General features: G+C 68.7%; 5 protein-coding genes and 1 pseudogene. 2 read left to right on the top strand and 4 right to left on the bottom strand.

Annotation, left to right across the window (positions count from 1 at the left end):
• The 3 genes and pseudogenes from D7X74_RS39845 to D7X74_RS39835 form a co-directional block, all read right to left on the bottom strand.
• A pseudogene (locus tag D7X74_RS39845) lies at positions 1-345 on the bottom strand (energy transducer TonB); the annotation flags it as partial.
• Positions 346-348: 3 nt separating this feature from the next.
• The gene (gene tolR, locus D7X74_RS39840) at positions 349-843 is read right to left on the bottom strand and encodes a protein TolR (protein ID WP_120538161.1); all 495 of its coding nucleotides are present in this window, start codon (positions 841-843) and stop codon (positions 349-351) included.
• An 18-nt stretch (positions 844-861) separates the two neighbouring features.
• Positions 862-1,575, bottom strand: a complete 714-nt coding sequence (locus D7X74_RS39835) for a MotA/TolQ/ExbB proton channel family protein (protein WP_120538160.1) — start codon at positions 1,573-1,575, stop codon at positions 862-864.
• Between the two features lie 153 nt (positions 1,576-1,728).
• Here D7X74_RS39835 and D7X74_RS39830 point away from each other — a divergent pair, with 153 nt between their 5' ends.
• Together D7X74_RS39830 and murI are read left to right on the top strand one after the other, a co-directional pair.
• Complete coding sequence (locus D7X74_RS39830) at positions 1,729-2,745, top strand: hypothetical protein (RefSeq protein WP_120538162.1); 1,017 nt, start codon at positions 1,729-1,731, stop codon at positions 2,743-2,745.
• 125 nt (positions 2,746-2,870) lie between these two features.
• The gene (murI, locus tag D7X74_RS39825; RefSeq protein WP_120538159.1) at positions 2,871-3,686 is read left to right on the top strand and encodes a glutamate racemase; all 816 of its coding nucleotides are present in this window, start codon (positions 2,871-2,873) and stop codon (positions 3,684-3,686) included.
• 55 nt (positions 3,687-3,741) lie between these two features.
• Here the strand turns inward: murI and carF are convergent, their stop codons facing one another.
• Positions 3,742-4,599, bottom strand: coding sequence for a plasmanylethanolamine desaturase (carF, locus tag D7X74_RS39820; RefSeq protein WP_120538158.1), 858 nt, complete (start codon positions 4,597-4,599; stop codon positions 3,742-3,744).
• Positions 4,600-4,615 lie beyond the last annotated feature (16 nt).

The following is a 4,615-nucleotide window of genomic DNA, read 5'->3' as shown; positions in this document are numbered from 1 at the left end:
GGCCGGGGCGGGCTTCGCGCCGGGCACCGCCACCGCGTTGGGGGAGGGCGCCGGCACCGGCTCCTGCGAGGGAGGCGTGGGCACCGGCTTCGCCGCGACCTCCTTGGGCGGAGGCTGGGCCTGCTCCTTGCGGGGCAAGAGCTTCGGGTCGCGCGGCTTGCCCAGGCGCACCAGCGACGCGTTGATGGGCTTCTGGTCCAGGTCCATCTTCGGCGTGGACGTGAAGCGCGCGTAGAGGACGGCGGCCACCAGCACCGCGAGGTGGCCACCCACGGAGAAGACGACGAAGCGCGACAGCTTCGTGGGCCGGGCCACGAGCAGGCTGTGGGTCACCGCGGAGTCCATGCGCTAGCGCTTCGCTTCCTTCGGCTTGCCCTTGCCACCACCGGCCGTGGGCGTCTTGTTCCCGGTGTTGGACGCCTTGTTGCCGGTGGAAGGGTCCGTGATCATCCCCACATTCTTGATGCCCGCGCGCTGGGCGGCGGCCATCACCTCCACCACCACGCCGTAGGGCACGTCCCGGTCCGCGTGCAGGTAGACCTCCTTGTCCGCCTGCGCCTTGGCGTTGGCGGCCAGCTTGGTCTCCAGCTCCTCCAGGGGCACCTCCGCGTCCCCGATGTAGACCTTCTTCCCCGCGTCGATGGAGAGCACGACCTTCTTCTCCGTCGCCTCCACCGGGGTGGCCTTGGTCTCCGGGAGGTTCACCTTCACGCCCTGCTGGATGAGGGGCGCCGTCACCATGAAGATGATGAGCAGCACCAGCATCACGTCCACCATGGGCGTGACGTTGATCTCGCTCATGGTGGTACGGCCACCGCCGCCTTTTCCGCCGCCCATGCCCATGGGTGTGTCCCCTTGTGCCTAGCGGAAGAAGTGCCGCTTGATGATGTTGAGGAAGTCCGCGGAGAAGTTGGACATCTCCGTGTCGAACACCTTGATGCGGCTGACGAACGAGTTGTAGGCGACCACCGCCGGGATGGCCGCGAACAGGCCCGCCGCCGTGGCGAACAGCGCGTTGCCCACCGGAGCGGCCACCGTGGCCAGCGTCGCGTTGCCCTGTTCAGCGATCTGGTTGAACGCGCTCAGGATGCCAATCACCGTGCCGAACAGGCCCACGAACGGGGAAGCGGCGCCCACCGTGCCCAGGAAGGACACGCGGTTCTCCAACTCGGTGATCTGCGCCGTGGCCGCGCGGTTGAGCGCGCGCTCCACGTTCTCGATGCCGCCCAGCTTCGCGCTCATCGCGTCCTCGGCGCCGCCCTCCTTGCCCGTCTGCGCCAGCTTGCTCAGCTCCTCGTAGCCCGCGCAGAACACCTTCGACAGCGGCGAGCCCTCCAGCTTCTGGGCGGACTGGTAGATGGCCTCCAGCCGGGACGCCTTCCAGAACGTGTCGAGAAAGGTAAGTGACTGGGAGCGGGCGCGGGACAACTGGGTGAACTTCATGGCGATGAGGGCCCAGGAGGCCACGGACACCGACATGAGGAGCAGGAGCACCGCGAGCTCGATGAACGACGCGTCGCGGATGATCTCCACGTAGTTCATGGCGCCAAAGGCCAGGGGCAGGTGGGGTATCATGGGGTTCAGCGCGTAACATCCACCGCGCAGGTGGGTCAAACCCGCCGTCAGTGCCCGGTTGCTTTGGACGGGACTGAATAATTCCCCGGGTCGGTCGTCTGGAAGGTTGTTCAGGCCGACGACCTCAAACCGCCCGAAACACGGATGCCCACCATGAACGCGAGACTGCTCGCCCCATTCCTCTGCCTCGCTGCTTTCTCCTCCGGCTGCGTCATCGAAGACAACAGCCCCCGCTACCCCGGTGACGTCCGGCTGATGTGGACCTTCGCCGGTGCCCGCTGCGACGAGGCGCGAAACATCCAGGGCGTCGACATCACCATCGACGGCGAGCTGCTCGAGAACGGCGGCGAGTATCCCTGCCAGGCCAACGGCTTCGACGGCATCATCCTCCACGACTTCGCGCCGGGCGTGTACTCCTTCAGCGCGGTGGGCGTGGACTACAACAACGTGGCCCGCTACTCGTACAGCGGCACCTTCCGGGTGGACGGCGATGTGTCGGTGAACATCGACCTCGCGCCGAACGGCGGGCAGGGCACCTCCTTCGCCTACGTCAACTGGCTGTTCCCGACGGAGGTGGGCAGCCAGTATCCCACCTGCGGGCAGGCGGGCGTCGTCTCCGTGGATGCCCGCGTGGACGAGGGCGAGTGGGTGAACTTCGATTGCTACGAGGGCAGCGAGGGCAACTCGGTGAGCACCCCGAACCTGGCGCCCGGGCAGCACTACCTGGAGGTGGTGGCCCTGGATCGCGACGGCCTGCCCGTCTACTACTACGGCGGTGCCTTCACGTCGGTGAACGGCGCGCCGGTGTCCGTCACGGCGGAGACGTATGCCATCGGCGGGGCCGCAGTGGGCTGGAAGTTCTACGAGTCCGGCAACCCGTACTCGCTGAGCTGCTCGCAGGCGGGCGTCACCGAGGTGGGCATCAACTTCAAGGACGTCTACACGGGCCTGTGGGTCTACGGCGATGAGGGGCAGTGGTTCTCCTGCAACGAGTCTCCGGCCGTCTTCGAGTTCCTCCGCCCGGGCCGCTACTTCGTGTCCTTCAAGGCGTCGGGTTCGGGCGGTCGCTACTACGAGTCCCGGTCGGACCTGGCCCCCTATGACGTCTTCGCCCACGACTTCCCGGGCGCGAACGATGCCCTGGACGCGCCGCTCTACCGCGTGAGGTAGGCGCGCCCTCCAGGCAGGGGAACACGCAAGGGTCGGAGGCCTCCGGGCTTCCGGCCCTTCGTGCGTTCGGGGGCCCCAGGCTCCAGGCCGGGCCGTTGGCATCAAACGTGATAGGGACACCCCCCATGCGGCAAGACAGCCACGGTCCCATCGGCGTGTTCGACTCCGGCATCGGAGGCCTCACGGTCCTCAAGGCGCTCATGGCGCGGCTCCCCCACGAGCGAACGGTCTACCTGGGGGACACGGCGCGCGTGCCCTACGGCACCAAGTCCGGCGAGGTGGTGACGCGCTACTCGCTGAAGAACGCGGAGTTCCTGATGGAGCGCGGCATCAAGCTCCTGGTGGTGGCGTGCAACACGGCCTCCGCCGCGGCGCTGCCCGCGCTGTCCGCCGCGCTGCCGGTGCCGGTGCTGGGCGTCATCGAGCCGGGCGCGCGCGCGGCGCTGCGCCAGACGCGGGGCGGCGGGGTGGGCGTCATCGGCACGCCGGGCACCATCCGCTCGGGCGCCTACCAGCGGGCGCTGGAAGCCGGGAGCCCCCAGGTGGCGGTGAAGGCGAAGGCGTGTCCGCTCTTCGTGCCCCTGGCGGAAGAGGGGTGGACCACGGGCGACGTGCCCTTGCTGGTGGCGAAGGAGTACCTGGCCGGCTTCGCGCACGACGGCGTGGACACGCTGGTGCTGGGCTGCACCCACTACCCGCTGCTCAAGGGCGTCATCGCCGAGGTCGTGGGGCCGCACGTGTCGCTGGTGGACTCGGCGGAGGCCACCGCGGAGGCCGTGGCGGAGCTGCTGGGCGCCCGGGGACTGCTGGCGCCGGAGGTCTCCACGGCGCCGGAGCACGCGTACTTCGTCACCGACGTGCCGGAGCGCTTCGTGGAGGTGGGGGCCCGCTTCCTGGGGCGCCCCATTCCTTCCGCGGAGCAGGTGGACCTGCGCTTCTAGTCGCGAGCGGGAGGGGCCCTTCGGCTTCCGGGCCCCCTTGGGCTTCCAGCGACTTTCAGGGCACGGGGCGGCTGGAGACGGTGGCCGCGGGCTCCTCGGCGGAGGCCTTGAGCAGCTCCTTGGCCGCCTGGAGCACGGGCACCTGCGTGGCGTCGTCCACGGCGACGAGCGCCTGGGCGGCCTCGGTGCCGATGTCGTCCTGGCGCGGAAGCTGGCCGGTGACGAAGGTGATGAGCCGCTCCATCAGCGGGAAGAAGTGGATCATCCGCAGCGGCCGGTTCATCCAGCCCACGGTGATGCAGTAGTACTGGTTGAAGGGCGCGGTGTGGTGGATGCGGTGGTGGTCCGGCGGCAGGATGAGGTGCACGCGCTGCAGGAAGTGGATGAGGGCGGGCGGCTGGTCCAGGTGCGACCACTTGTGGAACTGGTTGGTCGCCATCACCCAGAAGATCATCGCGCCCAGGAACGCGGCCAGGAACACCCAGCCCGGACCGTTGAGCGGCACGGCCACCGCGAGCGCCGCCACCGGCAGCGACACGAGGCAGTTGTTGCCGTTGGTCTCCACGAAGTCGTGGCGGGTGATGGCCTTCTCATCGACGTGGTGCTCACGGAAGGGGCGGATGAACGCCTTGCCCAGCACGGGCATCTCCGTGGAGCCCCACGTGTCGCCCATCCAGTGGACGAACCCGGACACGAAGTCCGCGGCCAGGTAGCCCAGCACCACCGCCAGCGTCAGCAGCCACGGGCCGGTGTGGTGGGTGCTCCAGAGCTTGTAGGCGAGCACGCCCTCCAGCGCGACGAACGACACGATGGAGGCGATCTCCATCGCGCGGATGGCGGGGGAGTACCCCTGCGCCAGCGTCTGGGCATCCTGGAGGCGGACCTTGTCCGTGATTTTGTCCGGCTTCGTCATCGGTGGGTTCCCGCCC

This window comes from Corallococcus sp. CA047B, assembly GCF_003612065.1.
In the GTDB taxonomy this organism is placed as follows: domain Bacteria; phylum Myxococcota; class Myxococcia; order Myxococcales; family Myxococcaceae; genus Corallococcus; species Corallococcus praedator.
The sequence above is the reverse complement of the archived record's forward strand: the minus strand, read 5'-3'. Positions and strand labels throughout refer to the sequence as shown.